Genomic DNA, 25,047 nt, shown 5'->3' with positions numbered 1-25,047 from the left:
GATGGCACACGACATCCAATTTGCCGACGGCGCCGCGCCGTTCTCCCAGTCGCAGCAATTTCACGATATCAAGAATGCCGCGCATGAGCATTTGCTGACGCGTATCGAGGAACTCGGCGCCGAATTCGGCCGTTGGTCGCGACAGGCGATCAACCAGTTCGTCGATCTGGAAATCGACAGCTTCGTGCGTTTGCGGCGCATTCCGCTCAACGAGAACGAGGTCAGGGCGATCGCCGAAGCGTTGACGAAAGAACTCGCCGGGTTCGGGCCGATCGAGGATCTGCTCGCCGATCCGCACGTCGAGGACATCCTGATCAACGGCTATAACGATATCTACGTGTCGCGCCACGGCATTCTGGCGAAGCTGCCGATTCGTTTCACCGATAACGCGCACCTGTTGCGGATCGTGCGTCGCATCCTCGCGCCGATCGGCCGACGCCTGGACGAATCGAATCCGATGGTTGACGCGCGGCTGCCGGATGGCGGGCGCGTCAACGTCGTGATCGAACCGCTGTCGATCGACGGGCCTGTCGTATCGATCCGGAAATTCCGCAAGGATCCGCTGAAGCCGGCCGACCTGCTCGCCAACGGTAGTTTCAATGCGGAGATCGGTACGTTGCTGGAGGCGGCGGTCGAGGCGCGCTGCAACATCCTCGTGTCGGGCGGCACCAGTTCCGGCAAGACTTCGCTGCTCAATGCGCTGGCGTTCCATATTCCAGAGCACGAGCGGGTCGTGACGATCGAGGATACGGCCGAACTGTCGCTGAATCACCCCCATGTCGTGCGCCTCGAAAGCCGGCCGGGCGGTTTCGACGGCAGTGGCGTCGTGTCGATCCGCGATCTGCTGCGCAATACGCTGCGGATGCGGCCGGATCGCATCATCGTTGGCGAAGTGCGTGGCGGCGAGGTGCTCGAGATGCTGCAGGCGATGAATACCGGGCATGACGGATCGATGGGCACCGTCCACGCGAGTTCGCCGCGCGAGTGTCTGTATCGTCTCGAGATGCTGGCCGGTTTTGCGGGTTTCCAGGGGACGGAATCGAGCCTGCGTCGGCAGATCGCGAATGCGATCGACTTCATCGTACAGATTGGCCGTCTGTCGAATGGACGGCGCCGGATTCTTTCGATCACCGAAGTTACCGGACTGTCGGACAACATCATTGCGACGCAGGAGCTGTATCGCTACGAAGCGCGTGTGACACCCGAGGGCGAGGAGGTCGACAATTGGGAGTCGCTCGGCATTCATCCGCATTCGCCGAAGCTCGCGCGGTTCCGTCAGGTGTTGCAGGGCAGCGGCTTTGGCGGTGGCGGAAGCGGTTTCGGTGGCGGATTCGGCCGCGGGGGCGGGGGGTTCAATGTATAGCCTCATGGCAGGCGTGCTTGCAATGGCGCTGCTTTGCATTGCCGCCGCGTTAATGCTTTGGCGGCATGGCGAGGTGAAGCGCGGCCGCGCCGACGTGCGGCGCTTCATTGATAGCCGTATCGAACCGGCCGCGAGAGCGGCGGGTGCGATTCAACGCGAGGCGAGGCCGGTCGCGAGCGTCGCGTCCGCGCCCGGCACGGCACGCGTGTCACCCGCCACGCCTGCTTCGCGCTGGGCACACTGGCGCGAGATCGGTGCGGAGTACCTTGTCAACGTGGCGAGCCGCGCAGGAATCGAGGACGTGCGCGGCAAGGCGCTTTTTGCTTTATTGGGATTGGTCGCGGTCGGGCTCGTTGCCGGTAACCGGGGCGGCTGGCTCGGATGCATCGCCGCGCTCGTGTGCGGCGCGTCGCTGCTCGTGCTCTGGCTCGTGTCCCGCATTCAGCGGCGGCGCCTGATGATCGTTCGCCAGTTGCCGTCGTTTCTTGACGGCATCGTGCGTCTCGTCACGCTGGGCAACAGCGTGCCTGCGGCGTTCCAGGCAGCGCTGCTGACGACGGAGGCGCCGTTGCGCGGTTGTCTGGACCATGTATCGCGGATGTTGCGCACGGGCGTCGAAATTGACCGTGCGATGGGGCATATCGCGAGTGTCTATCACACGAAGGAGTTCGAACTGGTCGGCTCGGTGTTGCGACTCTCGGTCCGGTACGGCGGTCGCGCCGATGTCATGCTCGACCGGATGTCGACGTTCATGCGCGATCTCGAGCAGGCCGAGCGGGAACTGGCGGCGATGTCGTCGGAAACGCGGCTATCCGCGTGGGTGCTTGTCATGTTGCCGATTGCGATCGGCAGCTTTGTCATTGTGACGAATCCGCTTTATCTCCAGTCGATGTGGAACGACTACACGGGGCGTCAGTTGTTATTCATCGCCTTCATGCTGCAGGTCGTCGGCGGGATCTGGTTGTACCACATGGCCAAACTCAGGTGACGGCATGACAGCCAATCAACTTGGTTCGCTTGCACTGGCACTCGGCGCATTCGGCGTAGTGTTGCTGGCACTGCTCGCGCTGCGCCGCGCGAGTGCGCAGACGCGCAGCGATCGCACGCTGGCCAGTGCGCTCGAGCGGCGTTCCGCGACACTGGAGGCAGCGGGCGCACGGGCTGGGCAGGAGGCCGATGAATCCCGGCAGAATCCGGGCGGCCGGGATGCGGGCGCCAGGCCGTCGCGTCTTGCGCAAGGGCTGGACCGTCTGTCGATGGTCGGGATGCGCTTGCTTGACACCGGTATCGGCCGGTATCTCGTCGCCGACGAGGATCGGCTCCTGCTGGAGCAGTGCGGCTACGCCGATACGCGCACCCGCGGGCTGTTCCTGAGCGCGCGGCTTGCCTGCGCGATCGTCATTCCGTTGCTTTTCATCGTTCTGATCGGCTCGCACGTGACAGGCGCGCAATGGCGGGCCGGGACAGGCATAGCGGTCGTCACCGGCTTCATGGTGCCGAAGCTCTACCTGCGACGTCGTGCTGCACAGCGCCGGCAAGCGGTGATCGACGAACTGCCGCTGCTGGTCGACATGCTTCGCTTGCTGCAAGGGGTCGGACTGTCGCTCGACCAGAGCATTCAGGTCGTGACGAACGACTTCAAGGGGATGATGCCCGTGCTGTCGCTGGAAATGGAAATTGCCCAGCGGCAATTCGCCGCCGGCCGGACGCGCGAGCAGTCGCTGCAGCGGTTGTCGTCCGGCTTCGAAAACGAGGATCTGCGTGCGATCGTGCGGTTGTTGATCCAGGTCGACAAGCATGGCGGCGCGGTACAGGAGCCGCTCAAGCAGTTCGGTGATCGGTTGCGCGAGGCGCGTCGCGCGATGCTGCGCGAACGGATCGGCAAGCTGACGGTGAAGATGACGGGTGTCATGATCGTGACGTTGCTGCCCGCGCTGCTGATCGTGACGGCCGGGCCGGGAATGATCTCGGTGTTGCGCGTGCTGACTCAGGCGCAGCGTTGATGCCGGGAAGGAAAGGAAGCAAGATGAGACGCATCGACGAAATCGTGAAAGTGACTGGCGTGATGGTGATGGCGGGCCTGCTCGGCGCGTGTTCGGCATTCAAGGAAAGCGGATACGGCGTTGGCCCGCAGGCCGAGCGCGCGGCGCTGATGGACGCGGCAGCCCAGAAGCAGGCGGCGCCGGATACGCCGGGTATGTATCTCGGCCTGATCGAGAGGATGCAGTCGCAAGGGCTGTATTACGCATCACTGGCGCATATCGACGCGTACGAAAAACAGTACGGCGCATCGCCGCAAACGATCCTGCTGCGCGCCGATGCATTGCGCATGACCGACCAGCCAGCCGCGAGCGCGGCGGTCTATACCCAGTTGCTCAATACGACGCTGGCCGCGCGTGGATATCGCGGGCTCGGGCTGATCGCCGGGGGTGCGGGTGATTTTCCGCGCGCTGTGCAGGCGCTGTCGCAGGCGACCGTACTGACGCCGACCGATGCATCGACGCAGTCGGATCTCGCTTATGCAAAGTTGCGCTGCGGCGACGTCGAGGGGGCGCGTATTCCGCTGATGAAGGCTGCGGAACTCGACCAGAGTAATCCGAAGATCATCAGCAATCTGGCGCTGTACCTGCTCGTATCCGGCCATACACAAGATGCGCAGAAGCTGATGGCGCAGCAGAAGCTGTCGGCTGACGTCCGCAACGAAATCCGCAACGATGCGATGAAGATTTCTGCAGCGGTACGCACGTGGCGTCGTGCGTCCCCGGCTCAGGCTTCGACTGCAGTCGCGACGCCGATCGGCTCGGGGAGCGTGGTCAACGTTTCGGGCTCGGATGTCGCGAGGCGCCCGTCGCCGGTGGCGAACATTCAGGGATTCGATCCTACTGCGCCGCTGCTGCAGCGGTTTGCACAATGAAAAAGGCATTCGGGGGAACTGAAATGACGAACAACAAGAATCCCGGTCGCGCTGCACGTATGCGCCAAGGTGTCGCGCTGTTCGCGCTCATGGGGGCTGCAACCGCAGCGTATTGCGAGCAGCCGGCGCCGGACGCGTCGGAAATCGGTCATGCGACCAACGCGCTGCTCGCATTTCAGCGGGACGATCGCGCGGCCGGACCGGCATTGCCGATGCTGGGTGACGCCGCGTCGCTCACCTATCAACGGTATCTCGAATCGTTCAAGCACAAGATTCCGGAATCGATGGGGTCGCCGGTCAACGCGAACGGCAGCGGGTCGTCCGGCGGGCAAAGTTCATCGCAATCGTATTGAGCGCGGCGATGAGCACGGCTCGACATGCATCGAAACGGGTGGCCGGACAAGGCCGCGCGTTACTGCGGCGGCAGCGAGGTTCGGTCGTCGTCATGGCGTCCGTGTGGATACTGCTGTCGATGGTGATTCTCGGTTCGATCGACCTCGGCAACGTCTTTTTCACGCGCCGCGACATGCAGCGCGTGGCCGATCTTGCCGCGCTCGCCGCAGTTCAGAAACTGGACGATACGTGTGCGAATGTGACCTCGGTGGCGACGAGTAACGCGTCGACGAACGGCTTTACGCTGGGCGGCAGCGGCACCGCGACGCTGTCGGCCGACTGCGGCTATTGGGCACCATCGGCAAGCGGGACGGCGAGCACTTTCTATTCGTCGAAGTCGACAGTGCCGCTGGCGACGCAGTTGAACGCGGTTCGCGTGACGATCTCCAAGACGCTGCCGTATTTTTTCTTCGGGCCGACACGCACCGTGACTGCAACGTCGACTGCGAAGGCAACCAACATCGATACCTTTTCGATCGGCGCGACGCTGGCTGCGGTTGGCGGTGTCGGCTGCTCGGGGGTGCCGAGCGGGAACCCCGGCCTGGTGAATGCGCTGCTGGGCGCGCTGATGCAGGGGCAGGGCGGCACGCCGCTCAACCTCAATCTCGCGTCCTACCAGGGGCTCGCCTGTGCGAACGTCAAGCTTGGCGACATTGCTGTCGCGCTGCAGTCACTGTCGGTCGGCAATGGAACGATCGGCGGGCTGGTCAATGCCAATGCGTCGGTCGGCACCTTGCTCAACGCGATGGTGAAGGCCGTCGGAAAGACGACCACGCTGGGCACGACCCTGCAGACCAGTGCAACCGGCGCACTGAACGACCTCCTCAATCTGAACCTGCTCAGCAACACGGCGATCAACGTTGCGAGCCTGACCGGAAAAGGCGCCACGTCGCTGCTGACGCTTGGCCTTGCGAATTCGCAGGCCGCGGCCGATGCGACCGTGAACGTGCTCGATCTCGTCATGGCGATGGCGCAGATCTCGCAGAGCGGGAAGCCGGGCGTGGTGATTGGCGCCAATGTGCCGCTGACGTTACCCAACGGCAATTCGGTATCGATCGTCCAGTTGCAGGTGCAGGTCATCAGCCCACCGACCATTGCGGTCGGCGAAGGCGGGAAGGACGCAAAAGGCGCATGGCGGACGGTCGCGACGAATGCGCAGATCGGCCTGTATCTTGTCGTCAACCTGGGTGTGAATCCGCTGCCGGTCGTGGTTTCCGCGAACGTGTACCTGCCGCTTTACGTGCAACTGGGTGCCGGCAACGCAACGCTGCTTTCGACCAATTGCCTGACATCACCGAATTCTGCGACGATCAGTGCGCAGCCGAGCGTCGCCAATCTCTGCATCGGCCAGCCGCCGCTTACATCCGGCAATCTGCTGAACCTGCCAGCGAATTACAGTTGCACGTCACCGGCCAAGGTGCTTGACGTCAAGGTTCTGGCGGGCGCCGTTGAGGTGTCCGCGACCGTCTCCAACGTCTCGGCGAATCTGGCCGGTAATACAGCAACCAATACGTTCTACGGGAGGGGCGGAAGCGATCCGTCGTACTACTGGACGACCAACACGAATGCGCTGGGTTCGGCCGTGAACAACGCGCTGGCGGGCCTGAAAGCGGCACAGATCACGCCGACCGTGAGTGTCCTGTTTGGGCTCATTTCCGTCACGATTACGCCAGATTTCCTTTCGTCGCTGCTGTCGGTCCTGACCACCGTTCTGAGCCCGCTTTTGACCGCACTCGACGGTATCATCGATCCCCTGCTGGACCTGCTTGGTGTCCAGCTCGGTGCCGCCACGGTGCATCAGATGTCGCTGACCTGCGGCGTCGCGCAAACAGTCAGCAATTAGAGAAGCAAGACCACCCGATGAGAACCACCCCCGCAATCGCAGAACTCGACCTGTACGTCTGGGAAGGCAAGGCGGACATCGTTGACCGCGTCGCCCGGTGCATGGCGAGCTTCGACGTCGAAGTGATCCGTGCCGACAACGCGGAGATCTCGCCCGAGCGCGCCGCGTTGCGGCCGTCGCTCGCGATCATCAGCGTGTCGATGATCGAAACCGGCGCGGCGTTCCTGCGCGACTGGCAGGCCAACATCGGCATGCCGGTCGTCTGGGTCGGTGCGGCACGCGACCACGACGCGTCGCAGTATCCGCCCGATTACTCGCACATCCTGCCGCTCGACTTCACCTGTGCCGAACTGCGCGGGATGATCAGCAAGCTCGTCACTCAGTTGCGCGCCCATGAGGCCGAAACGTCGCAGCCGTCCGAACTCGTCGCGCACTCGGAATCGATGCAGGCGCTGCTGCACGAAGTCGATACGTTCGCCGATTGCGACACCAACGTGCTGCTGCACGGCGAAACCGGCGTCGGCAAGGAGCGCATCGCGCAACTCCTGCACGAAAAGCATTCGCGCTACCGGCAGGGCGAATTCGTGCCGGTGAACTGCGGCGCAATCCCGGACGGCCTGTTCGAATCGCTGTTCTTCGGGCACGCGAAAGGCTCGTTCACCGGCGCGGTTGTTGCGCATAAAGGCTATTTCGAGCAGGCGGCAGGAGGCACGCTGTTTCTCGACGAAGTCGGCGATCTGCCGCTGTACCAGCAGGTCAAGCTGCTGCGCGTGCTCGAGGACGGCGCGGTGCTGCGCGTCGGCGCGTCGGCGCCGGTCAAGGTCGATTTCCGCCTGGTCGCGGCGAGCAACAAGAAGTTGCCGCAGCTCGTGAAGGAAGGGCTGTTCCGCGCCGATCTCTACTACCGGCTTGCGGTGATCGAGCTGAGCATTCCGTCGCTGGAAGAGCGCGGTGCAGTCGACAAGATTGCGCTGTTCAAGTCGTTCGTCGCACAGGTCGTCGGCGAGGAGCGGCTCGCTCAGTTGTCCGATCTGCCGTACTGGCTGACGGATTCGGTCGCGGACAGCTATTTCCCCGGCAACGTGCGCGAACTGCGCAACCTCGCCGAGCGTGTCGGCGTGACGGTGCGGCAGACGGGCGGGTGGGATGCCGCGCGGCTGCAGCGGCTGATTGCGCACGCGCGCAATTCGGCACAGCCGGTGCCGGTGGAGAGTGCAGCCGAGGTCTTCGTCGACCGCAGCAAGTGGGACATGAACGAGCGCAACCGCGTCATCGCGGCGCTCGACGCAAACGGTTGGCGGCGTCAGGACACGGCGCAGCAGCTCGGCATCAGCCGCAAGGTATTGTGGGAAAAAATGCGCAAATATCAGATCTTCGACGAAGAACCCGAGACTCGCGAAAGCGAATAATTAATGAGATAAAATCGCGCTGAATTACAACGACTCGGGCGGGAATAAAACTTCATGAGCCATATGACGGGGTTAGGGCGGGCGTGTGTGTTGCTCGCCATGGTGGGGGGCATACAGGGCGCTTACGCGCAGGGCTTGGCCGGCAGCGGTTCGCCGGCGGTGCAGCAGGCATCGGCGCCGGTGGCCGCGATTCCGGTGATCGATTCGCAGGTGCAGACGTCGGTGCAGCCGCAGGCGGGCGAGACGACGGGGCCGAGCACGGTCGACGATCTGCAGCGCCAGATCCAGGCGCACACGCTGACGGAAATGCGCACGAGCTACAACGGCAGCTACGGGGCGAGCCTGCTGTTCAACGTGAAGGACGGCGGATACTTCGTCGCGCTGTTTCAGCAGAAGGCGTTCTGGCGCGTGATCAAGACTTACGACGAAACGCGCGCGGAAGCGATCTATCGCGATTTCTCGCGCCAGGCGGAGCGGCTGGCCGTGAACGAACTGCGAGCGGCGAAGCTGGAAGCGCAGAAGGCGCAAATGGACAAGCAGATCGAAGTCACGCAGGATCGCGCGCGACGCCTGCAGGCCGATATCTCGATCGCACGTCAGCAACAGGCGGCGGTTGCGGATCGCCAGAAGAGCGTACGTAGCGAGACGGCTGCGCTGCAGGCGCAACAGGCCGAACTCCAGTCGCAACTGCGAGCGTTGCAGCAGCAAGTGCGTTCGCTGCAGCGCGAGGCCGACGCGGGCCTGCCGACGACGGCACGCTGAGCCCGGCGGCGGTGCGGCGACATGCCGCTCCGGCCGCACCAGGAAAAAGGGCAAGCCTGTTGGCTTGCCCTTTTGTTTTACTGGCCGTCCGGCACGATTCGCCGGCGGCGGGTCACGATCACCGGCCCGTTGCCGCCGCGTGGGTCCGACGGCGATGCGTTGCCGGATGCGTCGCCGGTGTCGCGCGGCGCGCCGTAGCCTTCGCGCGGTTCACGGGGTTCGCGCGGCGCGCCGTAGCCTTCACGCGGCTCACGCGAGCCGTAACCCTCGCGCGGCTCGCGCGAGCCATAACCTTCACGCGGTTCGCGGGAACCGTAGCCGCCGTCGCCGCGCGATTCGCGCGGGCCGCCGTGCGAGCCGTACGGGCTGTGACCGCCGCCTTCACGACCGCCGGGGCGGCCGCCGGGGCGCGGCCCGCGGGGGCCGCTGCCGCCCGGGCGCGAACCGCCCGTGTCGAGCTGGATCGTGGAAATCGCGCGCTTGTAGATGCCTTGCAGACCCACGGGGGTGCGCAGCATCACCAAGTACTGGTCGAACGACTCGATACACCCCGTCAGACGAATGCCGTTGACGAGATAGATTTCAACGCGCTTACGTTCCTTGCGCGCCGAATTGATGAAGTCGTTTTGCGGATGGGATTCTGCGGGATTGGCCATTGAGGTGCGGCAGGAGCCTGCGTCAGAGAATATGTTGTGCGTATGTGTGGCGTGTTCGTCCACAAGACGTTTGGCGGAATTCTACCCTGTTCGATCGGGGAGCGCGCAGTCGTGATTGTGTCGAACCGTAACCCACTATAGACGTTCCAGCGCATTTTCGCGATTCGGCCAAATGGCCAAAGCCGTTTCGTTACGCCGCGTTACGACTCTCGCAGCGCCGTATCACCTTAGTGTGCGCGCAGTGCTTACATTAGCTGCGCGAGCCGGGCGGGCCGGTATATCAGGGATTCAGAACATGAACAAGAGGCGATGGGCAGGGTGGGTCGGGGGCGTGGCGTTGCTGGCTTCCGGCAGTGCAATGGCGCATGTGGACCTGTCGGTCGGCATCGGCGTGCCGGTCGCGCCGGTCTATGTCGAGCCGGCGCCGGTCTATGTGGCGCCGCAGCCGGCCGTGGTTGCTTATCCGGGCTACGGATACGACTATTACCGTGATGACGACGACGATGGCTACCGGAAGTGGCGCAAGCACCATTACAAGCAATGGCGCAGGCACCACGGCGACGACGATGACGATTGAGCCCGGAGCCGGCCATGCCGGCGCGAATCAGAACGCGTAGTCGGGGTTTTTCGGGTCGAATGCGGTGTCGTCGAGCGTCGCCGGCACGATTTTCTCGATGACGATCCGCTCGAAGATCTTGCCGTCGTTGTCATAGGACTCGACGGTCCGGAAATAGGGCGCGTGCAGGTCGAGCCCGAGGACTTCCTTCTTCGCATAGAACTGCGGCCGGCCGGTCGGCGTTTCGTAGGTGAGCGCGACGACGCGCACGCCGTCGATCGTTTTGGCTTCGACGTCGGTCGGCCGCTGCACGCCGACTTCCAGATATTTTTTCCCTTCGGTCAGGTACAGGTTCGTGATGAACTCGGTGCCGAGATCCTTCACCTGGTGATTCGACTGGGCACGCGCGAGCGCGCCGTCGAGTGCCGTCCACAGCGGAATCTTGCCGAGCAGGCCGCCGAGATGGCCGTACATCTCGTCCTTGCGCTGCGTCGTGTCGTAGATGGTCTCCTGTCCGGCATGCGCACCGCCCGGCAGCCATTTCGCATAAACGCGCAGCGGCTCGCGGGTGGTCTTCACGAGCATGCGGTCGGGCGTATCGGGCCATTTCCCGCTGATGCGCTCCTGGCGTGCCATCGTGAACTGGTACGACGGATAGCCGTTAGGACCATTACGGATATAGAGCGGCACGGCGAGCGGATCGAGTGCCTTGAACAGCGCGGTGAGCGTTGCGTCATCGAGTTGCGCGAGCGTGCCGCGCTGCGCGGCCGTGCGCAGCCAGCGCGCCTGCTGCGCGATCGGCTCGTGCGCGACCTTCGCGAGGTCCGCCGGCAGTGCGATGCCCGGTGCCGCGCTCGTGGCGCCGGCCGTTTCCTGCGCATGCAGCCCCGCCTGCGCGAGCGACAGCATGCAGGCGACTGCCGCGGCGGCGGCATGCCGCGCGCGGCGCTTCATTCCTTCGTTCATCGACAGCGTCTCCAGGAGCGATGGATCGTTCAGTCTTGCTTCGCGGCCTTGATTCGGGCGAGTTCCTCGTCGCGCAGCGCGCGGCGCAGGATCTTGCCGACGTTCGTCTGCGGCAGTGCGTCGCGGAACTCGACGAATTTCGGCATCTTGTAGCCGGTCAGGTTCTTGCGGCAGTGCGCGAGCACGTCGTCGACCGTAAGCGACGGGTCGCGGCGCACGACGAACACCTTGATCCGTTCGCCCTGTACCTCGTCCGGGATGCCGATCGCCGCGGCTTCGCTGATGCCCGGATGCATCACGAGCACTTCCTCGATCTCGTTCGGATACACGTTGAAGCCCGACACGAGGATCATGTCCTTCTTGCGGTCGATGAGGCGGATAAAGCCGTGTTCGTCCATCACGCCGATGTCGCCGGTGCCGAGCCAGCCGTCGGCGTCGATCGCGTTGGCCGTCTCGTCGGGGCGCTGCCAGTAGCCGCGCATCACCTGCGGACCGTGCACGCACAGCTCGCCCGGCTCGCCGATGGCGGCCCAGGTGCCGTCCTCGCGGCGAAAGCGCACGACGGTGGACGGTGCGGGCAGGCCGATCGAACCGCTGAACGCGGCCATGTCGTTCAGGTCCACCGGGTTCATCGTGACGATCGGCGAGCATTCGGTGAGGCCGTAGCCTTCGACGACCGGCCGGCCCGTCACCTGCTGGAAGCGCTCCGCGACCGCGCGCTGCATGGCCATCCCGCCCGCCATCGCGAGCTTGAGTTTCGAGAAATCGCGCTTGCGGAATTCCTCGTTGTCGAGGAATGCGTTGTACAGCGTGTTGATGCCGGTGATCCCCGTGAACGTCTCGTTGCGGATGATCTTCATCACCATCTTCATGTCGCGCGGGTTCGCGATCAGGATGTTGCGCCCGCCGAGCCCCATGAAGATGAACGCGTTCACCGTCAGCGAATAGATGTGATACAGCGGCAGCGGCGTGAGCACGGTTTCGACGTCGCCCGAGACCTGGTCGGCGATCCACGCCTTCGCCTGCAGCAGGTTCGCGATCAGGTTGCCATGCGTGAGCATCGCGCCTTTCGCGACGCCTGTCGTGCCGCCCGTGTATTGCAGGAACGCGAGATCGTCGCGCGTGGTCTGCACGGGCTGCGGCTTGCCGCGCGCGCCGAGCGCGAGGGCGGAGCGCAGCCGGATGGCCTGCGGCAGGTGATAGGCCGGCACGAGCTTCTTCACGTGCTTCAGCACGAAATTGATCAGGCGTCCTTTCGCATTGAAGCCGTCGGCGAGCAGGTCGCCGAGCGCGGTGACGACGATGTTCTTCACCTGCGTTTCCGGCAGCGCGTCCTGCAGCGTGCGCGCGAAGTTCTCGAACACGACGATCGTCTGCGCGCCGCTGTCCTTCAGCTGGTGCGCGAGTTCGCGTACGGTGTAGAGCGGATTGACGTTGACGACGATCGCGCCGGCCTTCAGCGTGCCGAACAGCGCGACCGGGTACTGGAACGTGTTCGGCAGCATGATCGCGACGCGGTCGCCGGGTTTCACGCCGAGACTTTGCAGATACGACGCGAACGCGTCGACTTTCTGCGCAAGCGTGCGGTAGGTCATCGATGCGCCGGCGCTCACATAGGCGACGCGCTCGGCGAAGCGTGTCGTGCATTCGTCGAAGAACTGGACGAGCGATGCGTATTGCGCAACGTCGATTTCGTGCGGTACGCCGGGCGGATATGACGCGTACCAGATGCCGTCGGTGTTCGGCGGAACCTGGGCCGCTGCGGTTGCTGCGGAAGATGACATGACGTGTCTCCGGTCTTAGCTCTCGGCGAGGGCAGGCGCTTCGGCGCCCGCCCGTGCCCCGTGCGTCGCGATCGATCGGCGCGGGCGCCTCGACGCCCCGCTTGATCGCGTGTATCAAACAAATCGTGAACAGGGAGCCGCGCGTGGCCTCGCGCGCTCAGTTCGTGGAATGCAGCGTCGCCGTATCGGCGGCGGCCGCGCCCGATGGCAACCCGAACGCTTCGCTTGCCCCCGCGTCGTCGAGCACCGCCGCGAAGATCGACAGTTGCGCGCTGTCGGGCATCGGCGCTTTGAGTGCGGCGACGATCAGCGACGACAGCCGCGCGATCATCTGCACGTCGTTCATCGTGCGGCCTTGCGAGAATTCGTCGATCAGGCTTTCCGTTTCGGCGCCCGCGAGCGCGCCGGACAGCGCGCCGATCGCGAAGTGCAGCCGCCAGCCGAGCTCCGTGCGCGGCAGATGCGGCAATGCGCGCTGGAACGCGTCGAAGAAGCGGCCCGCGACGCTCGCATAGTGCGCGGTCAGGAAGTTGCGCACGAACGGCGACGGATCGGTGTACGCACGGCCGATCAGCCGGAGGAACCCGCGCCCGCCGCGTTCGGGATTGCGCGATGCCTTCAGTGCGGGAATGAACATCGCGCCGAGCACGTGCTCGCACGTGATGTGCATGCCGAGTTGCGCATCGAAGCGGTCGAGGATGCCGAGGCGCTCCTGGTTGAGCTGGTCGAGACGGCGCGACAGCATCGCGTGGATCAGCGCTTCCTTGCTGCCGAAGTGGTAGTTGACCGCAGCGAGGTTGACCGCCGCGCGCGAGGTGATCTGGCGCATCGACATCGCCTCGAAGCCATGCTCGATGAACAGGTCCTCGGCCGCATCGAGGATGCGCGCCTTCGTCCCGCCGGTCTGCCGAGTGCCGGGTGACCGTCCCCCGGACGGCCGTCCCGTGGACGGCCGCCCCTCCTGACTTACTGCCATGTTCCGCCTCCCATGCCGGTCGCCCGGCCGCGAACAGGTGATTTGATTATCTGATTCAAACAGTCGTTTTTATTAAGATAAAAAATCGCGGGCGCAGCGGGCAAGCAGGGAATCTGGATAAATTCCTCTAGTTCGATGTGCGGATGCGGAAAGCATCACGCGCGGCCCCGGCGGGACGGGGCGCGCGCGATGGTGCGATGCGGCAATGCGCGGATTCAGCTGACCGTGCTACGCGTATTGACCGATTGCGTCATGTCGATGCCGCGCCGCTCGCGGCTGAACAGGATCAGCACGGCGATTGCGACGGCGACGATGCCGGCCACGAGCGCGAGCGCGAAGCTGTAATTGTTGTTGTGCGAAACGGCGAGCGATGCCTGCATCGTCGCGTTGCCCGACGCGAGCAGGTTGCCGAGCTGGTAGACGACGCCGGGGAAAGTCGCCCGGATCTCGTCGGGCGAGATCTCGTTCAGGTGAACCGGAATCACGCCCCACGCGCCCTGTACCGAGATCTGCATCAGGAACGCACCCGCGGCGAGGGCAACCGGGCCGCTCGAGAACGCCCACAGCGGCAGCACGGGCAGAGCGATCAGCGCGGCGATGAAGATTGCGCGACGCCGGCCGATCCGCTCCGAGATCGCCCCGAACGACAGGCCGCCGACAATCGCACCGATGTTCAGCACGATCGTGATCCACGACACGGTATGCGGATCGAAGTGATGCTGTTCGCGCAGGAACGTCGGATAGAGATCCTGCGTGCCGTGCGAGAAGAAGTTGAAGGCGGTCATCAGCACGATCGCGTAGATCGTGAGCTTCCAGTTCTGCTTCAGCGTGGCGCCGAGGCTCGGGCGCGCGCGCTTCTCCATCTGCTTCCACGCCGGTGATTCGGGCACGTGCGTGCGTACGTACAGCACGAGCAGCGCGGGCAGCACGCCGACCATGAACATCCCGCGCCAGCCGATGTACTGGTAGAACAGGCCGAACACGACCGACGCGAGCAGGTATCCGCTCGGATAGCCGGCCTGCAGCAGGCCCGACACGAAGCCGCGCGCATGGGTCGGCACGGTTTCCATTGTCAGCGCGGAGCCAACGCCCCATTCGCCGCCCATCGCGATGCCGAACAGCGCGCGCAACACGAGCAGCGCGGTCAGGCTCGGCGCGAAACCCGATGCGAGTTCGAGTAGCGAATAGCATGCGATGTTGACCATCAGCGTCGGGCGGCGGCCGAAGCGGTCGGCCAGCCGGCCGAAGATCAGTGCGCCGATCGGGCGCATCGCGAGCGTCAGCGTGAGCGCGAACGCGACGGCCGGGATCGTCGACGAGAATTCGGCGGCGATGTCCTTCAGCACGAAGACCATCAGGAAGAAATCGAACGCATCGAGCGTCCAGCCCAGATAGGCGGCGATCGTGACGTTGCGTTGTTCGCGGGTCCAGCTCATGTCCGAGGTCTCCTCGTTGGCTTGCGCGCTCACGATATGCATGTGGATGCCGGCCCGGCTTGCGCGCGGTACGGGGGCATTGATCGAGTGTAGGCCGCGGCGTCGCTCGATGTAGGGCGCGATAACGCCGAATCGGGAATAATCCCTACGAAATGAACTGTTTCGGAAACGGAAACGGAGCTGCGCGAAACCACGCGACAGACATCTGTATCATTCCGGAAGGCTGCTTGTATCAATTTTGTAATGTATCCGACGCGCATCGTCACTGAATCAGGAGTCCCGATGACCGAACGTTTCGCCGCTGCGCTGCCCGTGCTCGAAACCGCCAGGCTGTGGCTGCGTCCGCGCGTGCTGGCCGATCTCGATGCGTGCATCGCGATGGATCGCGATCCCGAGGTCACGCGGCACATTGCGGGCCCGTGGCACGATCCGGTCGAGCATCGCCGCTTCGTCACGCACCGGATCACGCGCGACTACCCGCCGGGCCTCGGCTACTGGTCGATCTTCGAGAAGGCCGCACCCGATGCGTTCATCGGCTGGATCCTGCTGATTCCCGATTACGCGGACGAGGCGCGCGACGTCGAGATCGGCTGGCGGCTCGTGCGCACGACATGGGGGCGCGGCATCGCGAGCGAAGCCGCGGAAGCCGTCGTGCGGCACGCATTCGACACCGTGCGCCTGCCGCGCGTGATCGCCGATATCGCGGAGGCCAACAGCGGCTCGCTGAACGTCGCGCGCAAGCTCGGGATGCGTCGCGTGAGCGTCGTGCACGACGGCATTCCTTACATTCGCCATCGTCTCGAACGCAACGATCTGCGCGCGTAGCGCAGCGTCGTGCTTACGCGCGGGTGTCAGAGATCGTCAACCGGGCGTGTATCGAGGTCATAACGTATTAACGGCCCGCGAGATCAGGAGTATCGTTGCCGGAATTTCGTAACATGGGGTACGACCATGGCACTCGGCAACGATGTTCATCTCTTTCCCGTCAGGCTGGACGCGCTGCGTCCGACGCAGATGACGGTCGGGTATCGCGAAGTCAAGGCGAAGCGCAAGCACTGGAAGACGCTCGACAAGCGCGCGCGCAAGGCCGCGATCGAATCGCACTGGTTCCCGGCCGTCCTCGGCCCCGACGGGCTGCACTACATCACCGATCACCACCATCTCGGCCTCGCGCTGATCGAGGAGGGCGAGTCGCGCGTGAACGCGATGCTGCTGAAGGATCTGTCGTGGCTGGACGACACGATCTTCTGGCGGATGATGGAGCACAACCAGTGGGTGCATCCGTTCGGCACGGACGGGTCGCGCCGCGACTATGCGCATTTGCCGAAGGCGCTGACGGGGCTCGAGGACGATCCGTACCGCAGCCTCGCCGGCGAACTGCGTACGGCCGGCGGCTATGCGAAGGATGCGACGCCGTTCAGCGAATTCCTGTGGGCCGATTACCTGCGCCTGCACGTGTCGCTCGACCAGATCCGCAAGAGTTTCGCGAAGTCGCTTGATATCGCGCTGCACCGCGCGCACGACCAGGATGCGCGCTATCTGCCCGGCTGGTCGGGCGTCATCGCCGTCAAACCCTGATCGGCGCACGGTGCCGACCGCCTCATGACGACTGCCCCGATCCACCCCGACGCCGGCCCGCAGCATGCCGACCATTTCTCCGCGCTCGATGCGGCCCCGCCGCCGCCCACGCGGCGCATCGGCCTCGATGCGCTGGCCGGCCTGTCGATCGCGGGCCTGCTGATACCCGAGGCGGTCGCGTATGCGGGGCTGGCCAACCTGCCGCCGCAGGCCGGTCTCATTGCGCTGCTGTCGGGGCTCGTCGTCTATGCGCTCACCGGCAGCAGCCGCTTCGCGATCGTGTCGTCGACGTCGTCGTCGGCCGCCGTGCTCGCGGCGACCGTGTTCTCGGAGTCGGGGATGGCGCTTGCCGCGCAGCTCGCGCTCGCGGCGGCGCTCGTCGCGATGACGGGCGTGCTGTTCATCCTGGCGGGCGTCGCGCGGCTCGGCGGCATGTCGGATTTCGTCGCACGGCCCGTGCTGCGCGGCTTTACGTTCGGCCTCGCATTGACGATCGTCATCAAGCAGTTGCCGAAGATTCTCGCGATTTCCGTGCAGCACAGCGATGCGCCGCGCGTCGCGCTCGACCTGATCGCCGGCGCGCCGCATGCGAACCTCGCGAGCGCCGTGCTCGGCGCGACCGCGCTGGCGTTGCTGTTCGTGCTCGGGCGCGGCTCGCGCGTGCCCGCGACGCTCGTCGTGATCGTACTGTCGATCGCGGCCGGCTATGCGGTCGACTGGCAGCGATACGGGATCGCAATCGTCGGCCATATCGACTTCCGGCACCTCGAATTCGGCCTGCCGACGCTTGACCGCAACGCGTGGATGCAGACGGTCGAGCTCGCGTTCGCGCTGATGCTGATCCTGTACGCGGAGTCGTACGGATCGATCCGCAACTTCGCGCTGAAGCATGGCGACAGCGTGTCGCCGAACCGCGACCTCGTCGCGCTCGGTTGCGCGAACCTCGTGTCGGGCCTGCTGCACGGGATGCCGGTCGGCGCAGGCTATTCGGCGACGTCGGCGAACGAGGCAGCGGGCGCACAGTCGCGCTTCGCCGGCCTGTGGGCGGCCGGCGTGGTCGCGCTGATCGTCTGGCTGCTGCTGCCGCAGCTCGCGCGCACGCCGGAGCCCGTGCTCGCGGCGATCGTGATCTTCGCGGTCAGCCATTCGCTGCATCCGTCCGTATTCCGGCCGTACTGGGACTGGCATCGCGACCGGCTCGTCGTGATCGCCGCGCTGCTCGCGGTGCTCGTGCTCGGGGTGCTGCACGGGCTGCTCGCGGCCATCGGCGTGAGCCTGCTGCTGACGCTGCGCAAGCTGTCCGAGCCGAATGTCAGCGTGCTCGGCCGGCTGCGCGACAGCCACGACTTCGTCGACGTCGCAAGCCATGCCGACGCGAAGCCGGTGCCGGGCGTGCTGATCGTGCGGCCCGAGGCGCAGCTGTTCTTCGCGAACGCGGACCGGATGCTGAATCGCGTTCGCGCGTTGATGAAGGCCGCGCCGGACACGCATGCCGTGATGCTGAGCCTCGAGGAAACGCCGGATGTCGACGGCACGACGATCGAATCGTTGCGCACGTTCGCGGCCGAATGCACGGCGCGCGGGCTGCGGCTCGCGATCGTGCGGCTCAAGGTGCACGCGCTGCATGCGCTGCGCCGCGCAGCCGACGATACGCTGCGCGACGACGCGATGTCCGAGCTGAGCGTCGACGAAAGCCTGCAACTGCTGCAGGCCGGCATGCCGCCGGACGGCGGCGACGGGATGACTGCCGCGTGACTGGACGCCGCGTCGGCGCCGCTTGCTACGCAAGCACCGCGTCGGCTGGGCGGTCGGCCATATCGGCCACTTCGGCCGCAGTCGGTGCATAGGCGCCGGCATGCGCACAGGCGACCGCCGCGCACGCCGCCGCGTAGCGCAGGTGTTCGGCGGCCGATGCATCGGGACGCGCAAGCTGGCTCGCGAGCCAGCCGCCGATGCTCGCGTCGCCGCAGCCGACCGTGTCGGCGACCTCGGTCGGGAACGCAGGCTGGAACAGCACGGTATCGCGATGCAGGAGCTGCATGCCGGATGCGCCGCGCGTGACGAGCATCGTCGCGTCGGGCGCCCACACGCGCAGTTGCGCGAGCGCGGCCGTTTCGTCGAGTTCGGGAAACAGTCCGCGCAGATCCTCGTCGGATACCTTGATCCAGTCGGCGAGCGCGGCTAGCCGGCGCAGCGTGTCACGATACGACGGCGCGGCCATCGGCGCACGGAAGTTCGGATCGAACGAGATCCGCTTGCCGGCCGCACGCGCGGCCTGAGCAACCTCGATCAGGCGCGACGCGAGCGGTTCGCGCACGACACCGAGCGAGCCGACGTGCACGATCTCGGCTGCGTCGAGCGCGCCCGCGGGCAGGTCTGCCGGATCGAACGCGAGATCCGCGCTGTTTTCGCCGATGAAGAAATAGTGGGGCGGCTGCTTCGACACGACCATCGCGAGCAGCGGCGCGCGGTCGACCTGCCGGATGAAGCGCATGTCGAGTCCCGCGTCGGCGCTCTTGCGCATCAGCTCGTCGCCGAAGATGTCGCGGCTGACCGTGCCGGCGAAGGCCGTCGGCACGCCGAGCCGCGCACCGACGCGCGCGACGTTCCAGCACGAGCCGCCGGCGATGCTGTGCCAGTGCTGCGCGTCGTCGCGGATGAAATCGGTCAGCGCTTCGCCGAATACGATCAGGCGGGGAAACGTCGTCGTCATGTCTGAACCTTGTGCCGCGGGCGTGGTGCGCGGTGGTGCCGCGGTTGATGTGAAAAGGCGGGCAGCGCCGGCCGTCGCGCGCGGCGACGCGGCCCGGCACCGCCCGGTGTCGCGGGCGGGCGGCGCGATCAGCGCGGGGCGCTCCAGCCCTTGTAGCCCTTCACGTTGTCGCGCGTGATGAGCGTCGGCTCGATCAGGATCATCGGATTGGCCGGCTTCTGGCCGTTCATGATTCCGTAGCCGACGTTGACGGCCTGCTGCGCCATCGCCCACGGGTCCTGGCTCGACGACGCCTGCACGAGCGTGCCGGACTTGAGCGCCACCTCGATGTCGGGCGCACCGTCGACGGACGTGATCACGATGCCCGGGCGGTTCAGCTGTTTCGCGGCGAGATCGCTGCCGATCGCTTGCGGGTCGTTGATCGTGAACACGGCATCGAGCTTCGGAAAGCGCGTCAGGTAGCCCTGCATCGCGTTCATCCCGCCTTCGCGCGAGCCTTTGCCGTCCTGGTCGCTCGACAGCAGCTTGATGCCCGCGTTTTTCGCGAGCGCGGCCTTGCAGCCGTTGACGCGATCGATCACGGCCGATACCTGCGGACCGTTCTCGATGATCACGTTGCCCTTGCCGTTGAGTTTCTTCGCGATGTAGTCGCACGCCAGCTCGCCGGCCTTCACGTTGTTGGTCTGCACGGTCGCGTTCGCGCCGGCCGCCGCGACGTCGACCGCGACGACCGTGATGCCGGCCGCCTGAGCCTTCTTCACCGCGGGCTCGATCGCCTTCGGGTCGGTCGCGTTGAGCAGGATCATGTCGACGTGCGCGGAGATGAAGTTGTCGATCTGCGTGAACTGCTTGTTTAGGTCATAGTCGGCCGATACGGCCGTGACCTTCGCATTCGGGTTGAGCTGTTTGGCGCGCGCCTCGGCGCCTTTCACGATCGTGACGAAGTACGGGTTGCCGAGCGACCCGACCGTGACGCCGATCGATTTGAGCGGCTTGTCGGCCGCGTGCGCGGCGGAAGCGCCGAATGCGAGTGCGCAGGCGACGGCGGTCAGGGCGGCTGTGTGCTTGAACATGTCGTTGTGTCTCCGTGAGGTCTGTTGGCGAACGGGTGCAGGAGGACCTGCCTGCACCGCAAGGTTGAATCGACGGGAAGGGCTCAGGTGCGCGCCGAATCGCGCTGGCGATAGCGATCGAGCGCGACGGCGCCGATGATCACGAGCCCCTTGATGATGTACTGCCAGATGTCGGACACGCCGAGCAGCACGAGGCCGTTCGTCAGTACCGCGATGATCAGCGCGCCGATCAGCGTGCCGACGATCGAGCCGACGCCGCCGACGAAGCTCGTGCCGCCGAGGATCACCGCGGCGATCGCGTCGAGTTCGTACGACTGGCCGAGCTGCAGGCCGTTGGCCGCATAGAGCCGCGCGGCCGACATCACCGCGCCGAGACCCGCGAGCAGCCCCGACGCCGCATACACGAACAGCTGGATCGCCCGCACGTTGATGCCCGACAGGCGCGCGGCTTCCGGATTGCCGCCGACCGAATAGATCCGCATCCCGAGCACCGTGCGGCGCAGGATGAACCACGAGATCGCGATCACCGCGCACGCGATCACGACGAGCCACGGCACACCGAGGATCGTGCCGTTGCCGATGAACGCGAACGGCAACTGCGGATTGAAGATGGTCGTGTCGTTGCCGATCAGGCGCGCGACGCCGCGCACGGCCGTCATCGCACCGAGCGTGACGATGAACGGCGGCAGGCGCAGGAACGAGATCAGCCCGCCGTTGATCGCGCCGAACACGAGGCCGACGGCGAGCGCGAAGGGCACGCCGAGCCAGCCCCAGCCCGGGATGGTCGAGGCGAGCAGCGCCGCGACGGCCGCGGCGGCGAGCACCGAGCCGACCGACAGGTCGATGCCGCCCGTCAGGATCACGAAGGTCATGCCGGCAGCCAGCACGATGTTGATCGACGCCTGCTGCGTGACGATCGACAGGTTCTGCAGCGTGAAGAAGCCGTCGGTCAGGAAGCCGAAGCCGATGCACAGGACGAGCAGCACCGGCAGCATGCCGGCGGTGCGTATCAGCGACTGCATGCGTGCGCGATGATCGGCGCCGCGCATCAGGGGTGTACGGTTGGCCACCGGATGGGCCGTCGCGGAAGCGAGGTTCCGCTGCTTGGTCGGGTTGATCATGTCGGTACCTGGAGGTAAGAGGGAAATGAAGGGGCCGTGGTCAGTGCGCGTCGGCGAGTTCGGCCTGCGAGCCGGTGGCGAGCGCGATGATCGCTTCCTGCGTGATGGGCGTGTGCGTGTGGCCGCCGAGTTCGCCGGCGATCTCGCCCTCGCGCATCACGAGCACGCGGTCGGCGACGCCGATGATCTCCGGCAACTCGCTCGAGATCACGATCACGCCCACGCCGGCACGGGCCAGTTCGTTGATGATCCGGTAGATCTCTGATTTCGCGCCGATGTCGACGCCGCGCGTCGGTTCGTCGAGGATCAGCACGCGCGGCTTCGTTTCGAGCAGGCGCGACAGCAGCACCTTCTGCTGGTTGCCGCCCGACAGCGCGCCGACGTTCACGTTTGCATTCGGGACGCGGATCGACAGCGACGCGATCGCGTCGCGCGCGCGCTCGGCACCGCGTGCGAGATCGAGCGAGCCGAGCCGCGCATCGCGGTTGCACACCGAGATGTTGATGTTGTCGCGCACGCTCATGTCGAGGAACAGGCCCTGGCGCTTGCGGTCCTCGGTCAGGTAGACGAGGCCCGCGTCGATCGCGTCGCGCGGCGAGTGCGAGCCGAACGTGCGCTCGCCCAGCTTCACGTCGCCGCGCACGCGCGGTTCGGCGCCGAAGATCAGCCGCGCGAGCTCGGTGCGGCCCGCGCCGACGAGCCCGGCGATGCCGAGCACCTCGCCGGCATGCAGGTCGAGGCTGCAGCCGCGCACGCGCGCGCCGTCGGCGATGTCGCGTACCGACAGCAGCAGGTGGCCGGGGTCGTACGGTGCGTGTTCCTTCTTGTAGAAGCCGGAGATGTCGCGGCCGACCATCATTGCGACGAGACGCTCGGCCGACAGCGATTCGCGTTCGAGCGTGCCGACGTAGGCGCCATCGCGCAGCACCGACACGCGATCGGACAGTTCGTAGATCTCCGCCATCCGGTGGCTGATGTAGATGATCGCGAGACCTTCCTCGCGCAACTGGCGGATCAGGCGGAACAGGTGTTCGGTCTCGCGCGACGACAGCGGTGTCGTCGGTTCGTCCATCACGAGGATGCGTGCGCGGGTGTGCACGGCGCGCGCGATCTCGACGAGCTGCTGCTCGGCGATCGACAGCGTGTCGACGAGCGTGTCGGGCCCGAACGATGCGCCCAGGCGCGCGAGCACGTCCTGGCAGCCGCGCGCCATCGCCGCGCGGTCGATCGTGCCCCAGCGCCGGTTGCCGCGCCGCAGTTCGCGGCCGACGTAGATGTTTTCCGCGACGGTCAGGTTCGGCGACAGGCACAGCTCCTGGTAGATCACCGCGACGCCTGCATCGCGCGCGGCGAGCGGGCCGCCGATCTCGATGGGTTCGCCGTCGATCAGGATCTCGCCGCCGGCGTCGGCGCGGTATGCGCCCGACAGGATTTTCATCAGCGTCGATTTGCCTGCGCCGTTCTCGCCCATCAGCGAATGAATCTCGCCGGGATAGACGGTCAGGCTGACGTTGTCGAGCGCGCGCACGGCCGGGAACGTCTTGCTGATCCGGCGCATTTCGAGCAGCGGACGGGGCGACTCAGATCGCGACATGGTTGACCTCCTGCGAGTCGGTGCGGGCGCCCTTGAGGATGCCGGCCCGCGGGGAAAAGTTGAAGAACATCGGCAGCGTCGCGGCGCCGATCGCACCGGCGTCGGCGCCGAACGTGCCGCGCACGAGCACCGGCGTGCCGCGCGCTTCGGGCGCGGTGGCCGCGAGCGCCGCGCGCAGGCGGGTGGTGACCGCGTCGAGCAGGCCCGCGTCGGTATCGGCGTCGAGCACGACCACCGGGGCATCGACCACGCACAGCACCGCGCGCAACGCCGGCGCAAGCGCGTCGACGCAGTCGTCGATCCATTCGTCGACGGCGGGCAGGCCGCGGGCGATGCACGCTTCGAGATCGGCGCGGTTCTCGACCGTCTCGCCGTGATGGCGCAGATGGCGCACGAGCGCATGCAGCGAGGCGCGCGCGAGCAGGATGTCCCACGGGCCGCGCGGCGGCGGCGCGGATGCCAGCCGGCTCGGCGGCACCGGAATCACGGCGATGTCGCCCGCATTGCCGGTCATGCCGCGCAGGCAGTCGCCGTCCACCGCGATGCCGCCGCCGATTGCCGGCCCGATGAACAGGTAGACGAAGTCGTCGCACTGCCGGCCATATCCGTAGAACAGCTCGGCGATCGCGGCCGCGTTGCCGTCGTTTTCGCCGAATACGGGCAGCGACTGGGTGCGGCCGAGGTCGCTCGCGAAATCGACGTCTTCCCACGCACGGAACGTGTCGGGTGCAAGGCCGAGTTCGCGCATCCACGCGCCGAGGTTGTAGGGTTGCGCGACGCCGATGCCGGTCAGGCGGGCACGCTCGTGGTCGGAGAGCAGGGCCTGCATCGCGTCGATGTCGTGACGCACGATCTCGAGCACGTCAGCGGGCGGAGGCAGCAGCGTGTCGTGCGAGCGGCGGCCGAGCACGTCGCCCGCGAAGTTGACGAGCGCCGTCTCGATGCGCATCCGGTCGAGATGGACGCCGATGCCGAACGCGCCGCGCGGGTCGAGGCGGATCAGCGAGGCCGGCTGGCCGCGCTGGCCTTCGGTGCGACCCGCGAATTCGATCAGCTTCGCGTCGGCGAGCGACGCGATGATGCTGCCGACCGCCGTGCCCGTCATGTTCGCGAGGCGGGCGAGGTCGGCCTTCGACGCATTGCCCGCGCGGCGCAGCGTCTTCAGCAGCAGGCGCTCGTTGTAACGGCGCACGTTGGCCGAATTGCTTCCCTGGCCGAAGTGCGGGCTTCTCATGGCGTCTCCTTCCATGTCGCGCCATTCGGTGGCGCATTAAATAAATCACGTTGATTTATTTAACCGCGTGAACGCCGCCGTGTCAGCCTAGGGAAATCCCGGTTTGTGCTTTGGCGGGGACGTGTCAGGGTATTCGGAATCGGGGGTGGATCATGAATGTCCGCGAAACCGGAAAATCCGGAACTCGTCCGATGGGCCGGGATGAAACGGTGGGACACGATTCCACGCGGGGTGGCGCATGACATGGCAACCGGCGGGGGATCCGCATCCGCGAAGATGGCGAGGGGGGGCGTGATCCGGTGCGCTTCAGCGATGCGGGTTGCGTTGTCGATGCCGTGATCCGGCAGCGAGGAGGAGGGCGCGCGTAGCGCGTGGCGAATCGATCGGGCGGAGTACGTGCGTACGCCGTCGTGTCGATTCGAAGCCGGTGTCAAGTCCTGGAATAGGTTGACAGTATCCAGACCCTAGAGCGCCCGATGCACCGCATCGGGCGTTTTGTATTTCAGAGCGGCATGTGGCCGCTCGTGGTTATAGATGCGAACCGACTGTTCGACCATCTTGGCGGCCTGCTCAAGGTCAGCGGGACGTTGCAACAGGAACTCGCCCTTGAGGATGCCGTTGACCCGCTCGGCCAGAGCATTCTGATAGCAGTCGTAGCCGTCCGTCATCGAACAGC

The 25,047-nt window shown here is 65.8% G+C and carries 23 protein-coding genes; 12 read left to right on the top strand and 11 right to left on the bottom strand.

Annotated features, from left to right (window positions below):
- Window position 1: 1 nt before the first annotated feature.
- Genes BFF94_RS30830 through BFF94_RS30795 form a run of 8 tightly spaced genes read left to right on the top strand, consistent with a single transcriptional unit; the run spans window position 2 to window position 8,684 of the window.
- Entirely contained in the window at window positions 2–1,363 is a 1,362-nt protein-coding gene (locus tag BFF94_RS30830; RefSeq protein ID WP_128842039.1) for a TadA family conjugal transfer-associated ATPase, read from the top strand.
- Window positions 1,356–2,351, top strand: coding sequence for a type II secretion system F family protein (locus tag BFF94_RS30825; RefSeq protein WP_162285534.1), 996 nt, complete (start codon window positions 1,356–1,358; stop codon window positions 2,349–2,351). Before BFF94_RS30830 ends, BFF94_RS30825 begins: the two co-directional genes overlap by 8 nt.
- A 4-nt stretch (window positions 2,352–2,355) precedes the next feature.
- Complete coding sequence (locus BFF94_RS30820; protein WP_128842037.1) at window positions 2,356–3,366, top strand: type II secretion system F family protein; 1,011 nt, start codon at window positions 2,356–2,358, stop codon at window positions 3,364–3,366.
- Window positions 3,367–3,389: 23 nt separating this feature from the next.
- Entirely contained in the window at window positions 3,390–4,277 is an 888-nt protein-coding gene (locus BFF94_RS30815) for a tetratricopeptide repeat protein (RefSeq protein ID WP_128842036.1), read from the top strand.
- A gap of 23 nt (window positions 4,278–4,300) precedes the next feature.
- Window positions 4,301–4,630 carry a DUF3613 domain-containing protein gene (locus tag BFF94_RS30810; protein ID WP_128842035.1) on the top strand — a complete coding sequence of 110 codons (330 nt, stop codon included), beginning with the start codon at window positions 4,301–4,303 and terminating at the stop codon, window positions 4,628–4,630.
- Window positions 4,631–4,638: 8 nt separating this feature from the next.
- Entirely contained in the window at window positions 4,639–6,513 is a 1,875-nt protein-coding gene (locus BFF94_RS30805; RefSeq protein WP_128842034.1) for a TadG family pilus assembly protein, read from the top strand.
- Between the two features lie 17 nt (window positions 6,514–6,530).
- Window positions 6,531–7,922 carry a sigma 54-interacting transcriptional regulator gene (locus BFF94_RS30800; protein WP_128842033.1) on the top strand — a complete coding sequence of 464 codons (1,392 nt, stop codon included), beginning with the start codon at window positions 6,531–6,533 and terminating at the stop codon, window positions 7,920–7,922.
- Between the two features lie 54 nt (window positions 7,923–7,976).
- Window positions 7,977–8,684, top strand: a complete 708-nt coding sequence (locus tag BFF94_RS30795; protein WP_128842032.1) for a DUF2968 domain-containing protein — start codon at window positions 7,977–7,979, stop codon at window positions 8,682–8,684.
- A gap of 77 nt (window positions 8,685–8,761) precedes the next feature.
- Here BFF94_RS30795 and hfq read toward each other — a convergent pair whose 3' ends face one another.
- Complete coding sequence (hfq, locus tag BFF94_RS30790) at window positions 8,762–9,340, bottom strand: RNA chaperone Hfq (RefSeq protein WP_219140198.1); 579 nt, start codon at window positions 9,338–9,340, stop codon at window positions 8,762–8,764.
- 295 nt (window positions 9,341–9,635) lie between these two features.
- Here hfq and BFF94_RS30785 point away from each other — a divergent pair, with 295 nt between their 5' ends.
- Complete coding sequence (locus BFF94_RS30785) at window positions 9,636–9,917, top strand: hypothetical protein (protein WP_128841685.1); 282 nt, start codon at window positions 9,636–9,638, stop codon at window positions 9,915–9,917.
- Window positions 9,918–9,944: 27 nt separating this feature from the next.
- On the opposite strand, the gene BFF94_RS30780 is transcribed toward BFF94_RS30785, so the two are convergent.
- The 4 genes from BFF94_RS30780 to BFF94_RS30765 form a co-directional block, all read right to left on the bottom strand.
- Window positions 9,945–10,862, bottom strand: coding sequence for a DUF1571 domain-containing protein (locus BFF94_RS30780; protein WP_128841686.1), 918 nt, complete (start codon window positions 10,860–10,862; stop codon window positions 9,945–9,947).
- Between the two features lie 29 nt (window positions 10,863–10,891).
- Complete coding sequence (locus tag BFF94_RS30775) at window positions 10,892–12,646, bottom strand: AMP-binding protein (protein ID WP_128841687.1); 1,755 nt, start codon at window positions 12,644–12,646, stop codon at window positions 10,892–10,894.
- 157 nt (window positions 12,647–12,803) lie between these two features.
- Complete coding sequence (locus BFF94_RS30770; protein ID WP_128841688.1) at window positions 12,804–13,622, bottom strand: TetR/AcrR family transcriptional regulator; 819 nt, start codon at window positions 13,620–13,622, stop codon at window positions 12,804–12,806.
- 215 nt (window positions 13,623–13,837) lie between these two features.
- The gene (locus BFF94_RS30765) at window positions 13,838–15,058 is read right to left on the bottom strand and encodes an MFS transporter (RefSeq protein ID WP_128841689.1); all 1,221 of its coding nucleotides are present in this window, start codon (window positions 15,056–15,058) and stop codon (window positions 13,838–13,840) included.
- Window positions 15,059–15,340: 282 nt separating this feature from the next.
- Between BFF94_RS30765 and BFF94_RS30760 the strand changes: the two genes are divergently transcribed.
- The 3 genes from BFF94_RS30760 to BFF94_RS30750 all read left to right on the top strand — a co-directional run bounded on the left by BFF94_RS30760 (window position 15,341) and on the right by BFF94_RS30750 (window position 18,391).
- The gene (locus BFF94_RS30760) at window positions 15,341–15,883 is read left to right on the top strand and encodes a GNAT family N-acetyltransferase (protein WP_128841690.1); all 543 of its coding nucleotides are present in this window, start codon (window positions 15,341–15,343) and stop codon (window positions 15,881–15,883) included.
- A 126-nt stretch (window positions 15,884–16,009) separates the two neighbouring features.
- Window positions 16,010–16,636, top strand: a complete 627-nt coding sequence (locus tag BFF94_RS30755) for a ParB-like protein (RefSeq protein WP_128841691.1) — start codon at window positions 16,010–16,012, stop codon at window positions 16,634–16,636.
- A 24-nt stretch (window positions 16,637–16,660) separates the two neighbouring features.
- Complete coding sequence (locus BFF94_RS30750; RefSeq protein WP_128841692.1) at window positions 16,661–18,391, top strand: SulP family inorganic anion transporter; 1,731 nt, start codon at window positions 16,661–16,663, stop codon at window positions 18,389–18,391.
- Between the two features lie 25 nt (window positions 18,392–18,416).
- On the opposite strand, the gene BFF94_RS30745 is transcribed toward BFF94_RS30750, so the two are convergent.
- The 6 genes from BFF94_RS30745 to BFF94_RS30720 form a co-directional block, all read right to left on the bottom strand.
- A complete protein-coding gene (locus BFF94_RS30745; RefSeq protein WP_128841693.1) occupies window positions 18,417–19,349 on the bottom strand; it encodes a carbohydrate kinase family protein in 933 nt (310 codons plus the stop codon).
- Window positions 19,350–19,477: 128 nt separating this feature from the next.
- Window positions 19,478–20,422 carry an ABC transporter substrate-binding protein gene (locus BFF94_RS30740; RefSeq protein WP_128847787.1) on the bottom strand — a complete coding sequence of 315 codons (945 nt, stop codon included), beginning with the start codon at window positions 20,420–20,422 and terminating at the stop codon, window positions 19,478–19,480.
- An 83-nt stretch (window positions 20,423–20,505) separates the two neighbouring features.
- Window positions 20,506–21,543, bottom strand: coding sequence for an ABC transporter permease subunit (locus BFF94_RS30735; RefSeq protein WP_128847789.1), 1,038 nt, complete (start codon window positions 21,541–21,543; stop codon window positions 20,506–20,508).
- Between the two features lie 40 nt (window positions 21,544–21,583).
- Window positions 21,584–23,137 carry a sugar ABC transporter ATP-binding protein gene (locus tag BFF94_RS30730; protein WP_219140188.1) on the bottom strand — a complete coding sequence of 518 codons (1,554 nt, stop codon included), beginning with the start codon at window positions 23,135–23,137 and terminating at the stop codon, window positions 21,584–21,586.
- On the bottom strand, window positions 23,124–24,371 hold the full coding sequence (locus tag BFF94_RS30725) for an ROK family protein (RefSeq protein WP_219140187.1): 1,248 nt from the start codon (window positions 24,369–24,371) through the stop codon (window positions 23,124–23,126). The genes BFF94_RS30730 and BFF94_RS30725 overlap by 14 nt, the downstream gene beginning before the upstream one ends.
- A gap of 464 nt (window positions 24,372–24,835) precedes the next feature.
- A partial coding sequence (locus BFF94_RS30720) for an integrase core domain-containing protein (protein ID WP_219140071.1) occupies window positions 24,836–25,047 on the bottom strand: 212 nt, incomplete at its 5' end.

The sequence above is a fragment of the Burkholderia catarinensis genome (assembly GCF_001883705.2).
GTDB classification, from domain to species: domain Bacteria; phylum Pseudomonadota; class Gammaproteobacteria; order Burkholderiales; family Burkholderiaceae; genus Burkholderia; species Burkholderia catarinensis.
The sequence above is the reverse complement of the archived record's forward strand: the minus strand, read 5'-3'. Positions and strand labels throughout refer to the sequence as shown.